The 2,336-nt window shown below is 70.0% G+C and carries 3 protein-coding genes; all 3 read right to left on the reverse strand.

Going from position 1 to position 2,336, the window contains the following annotated elements; all coding sequences use genetic code 11:
* Positions 1–56 precede the first annotated feature (56 nt).
* Positions 57–1,031, reverse strand: a complete 975-nt coding sequence (rfbB, locus tag ACWGI6_RS38170; protein WP_453271770.1) for a dTDP-glucose 4,6-dehydratase — start codon at positions 1,029–1,031, stop codon at positions 57–59.
* Positions 1,032–1,077: 46 nt separating this feature from the next.
* Entirely contained in the window at positions 1,078–1,983 is a 906-nt protein-coding gene (gene metF / locus ACWGI6_RS38175) for a methylenetetrahydrofolate reductase [NAD(P)H] (protein WP_393905250.1), read from the reverse strand.
* Positions 1,980–2,336 (reverse strand): vitamin B12 dependent-methionine synthase activation domain-containing protein (locus ACWGI6_RS38180; RefSeq protein ID WP_453271771.1); only part of this gene is annotated, 357 nt, incomplete at its 5' end. The genes ACWGI6_RS38180 and metF, both read right to left, overlap by 4 nt.

A 2,336-nucleotide genomic window follows, 5' to 3' on the forward strand; every position in this document is an offset into this window, starting at 1 on the left:
GTGCGCGGCCGCCCGTCAGGGAAGCCGCGCACCGGGCGCCCGGCGGGCCGCACCGTTCAGTGCGTATCGCTCCTCAACGGCTTCCACCACGCCGGGTTGTCCCGGTACCAGTCCACCGTCTCGCCCAGGCCCCGCGCGAAGGAGACCGCCGGCGCATACCCCAGCTCACGGCGGATCTTGCCGTCGTCCAGGGCATAGCGCAGATCGTGGCCCTTGCGGTCGGGCACCCGGCGCACCAGCTGCGGGTCCGCATGGCACAGCTCCAGCAGCAGCTCGGTCATCTGCCGATTGGAACGCTGGTTGCCCTGGCCGATGTTGTAGACCTCGCCGGCCTCCCCACGGGTCAGCACCAGCTGGATGGCCCGGCAGTGATCGTCGACGTGCAGCCACTCCCGTACGTTCCTGCCGTCCCCGTACAAGGGCACCGGTTCTCCCTGCAGCAGGTTCGTGACGAACCGGGGGATCAGCTTTTCGGGGTGCTGGTAGGGGCCGTAGTTGTTGGAGCACCGGGTGATCGACAGATCGAGACCGTGGGTGCGCCAGTACGAGCGGGCGACGAGATCGGCGGACGCCTTGGACGCGGCGTAGGGGGAGTTGGGCAGCAGCGGGTGGTCCTCGGTCCAGGCGCCCTCGGCGATCGACCCGTACACCTCGTCCGTGGAGATGTGCACGACCCGCGGTATGCGGGCGGCGACACAGGCGTCGAGCAGCGTCTGGGTGCCGCCGACGTTGGTGCGGACGAACGCGCCGGCGTCGGTCAGGGAGCGGTCGACATGGGACTCCGCGGCGAAGTGGACCACCGCGTCGTGGCCCGGCAGCAGGTCGAGGAGCAGTCCCCGGTCGCAGACGTCCCCCTCGATGAAGGCCAGCCGGGGGTGACTCGCCGGCAGGTTCGCCCGGTTGCCCGCGTAGGTGAGTTTGTCCAGGACGGTCACCGAGGCCTTCTCATGGCCCGGGTAGCCGCCGGCGAGGAGGGTGCGGACGTAGTGGGAGCCGATGAATCCGGCTCCGCCGGTCACCAGGAGTTTCATGTGCCGGCCTCCGCAGGGACCAGGGGATGCATGGGGTGTCCTCTTCCTAGTGTCGGTCCGGTTGCCGCTGTGGGACGGCGGTGGACAGGCCGAGGTTCTGGTGGATCTCCAGTGTCGCGGTGGACCGGTTCAGGGTGATGTAGTGCAGGCCCGGCGCTCCTTCGGCCAGCAGCCGCTCGGCCATCATGGTGGCGTGCTCGACGCCGATGCGATGGGCTGCCGCGGGGTCGTCACGGGCCGCCTCCAGCCGGTGCGCCAGATCTTCGGGGAACGCCGCATGGCTCAGCTCGGCGAAGCGGCGGATCTGGCGTACGTCGGTGGCCGGCATGATCTCGGGAATGACCGGGGTGTCGCAGCCGGCCGCGGCGACCCGGTCCCGCAGCCGCAGATAGTCCTCCACGCGGAAGAACATCTGGGTGAGGGCGTAATCGGCGCCGGCCCGGCACTTGGCGACGAAATGACGGATGTCGCTGTCCCAGTCCGGTGAGGCGGGGTGCCGTTCGGGGAAGGCGGCCACGCCGACGCTGAACTCACCGGACTCCTTCACCAGCCTCACCAGCTCCTGGGCATGGCGCAGTCCGTGCGGATGCGGACGCCAGGGACCGTTGGGGGCGCCGGGCGGATCGCCGCGCAGGGCGAGCACATCGCGTACGCCCGCGTCCGCGTACTGCCCGATGATGTGCCGCAGCTGGGCGACCGAGTGGCCGACGGCGGTGAGATGGGCCACCGGCCGCAGTGTGGTTTCGGCGGCCAGCCGCTTGGTGACCTCGATCGTTCGGTCGCGGGAGGAACCACCGGCCCCGTACGTCACGGAGACAAACGTCGGTGACAGCGCCTCGATACGGCGGATGGCCTGCCACAGTGCCCGCTCGCCGGCCGCGGATTTCGGCGGGAAGAACTCGAAGGACAGCGAGCGCGCTCCCGTGGCCAGCGTGTCGCGCAGGGCGTTCATCCCCGGCCTCCCGCGTTGAAGTAGCCGGCTTCGGGGTGGTGGACGACGAGGGCGTCGGTGGACTGCTCGGGGTGCAGCTGGAACTCCTCGGAGAGCTCGACACCGATCCGCTCCGGCCGCAGCAGGACCGCGATCTTGGCGCGGTCCTCCAGATCCGGGCAGGCGGGATAGCCGAAGGAGTAGCGGCAGCCCTGGTACTCGGTGCGCAGCATGCCGTCCAGAGTGTCCGGGTCGCCGGAGCCGATGGCGAGTTCGCTCCGGACCCGGGCGTGCCAGTACTCGGCCAGGGCTTCGGCCAACTGGACGGACAGGCCGTGGAGTTCGAGGTAGTCGCGGTAGGAGTTGGCCTCGAA

Source organism: Streptomyces sp. NPDC054786 (genome assembly GCF_053611685.1).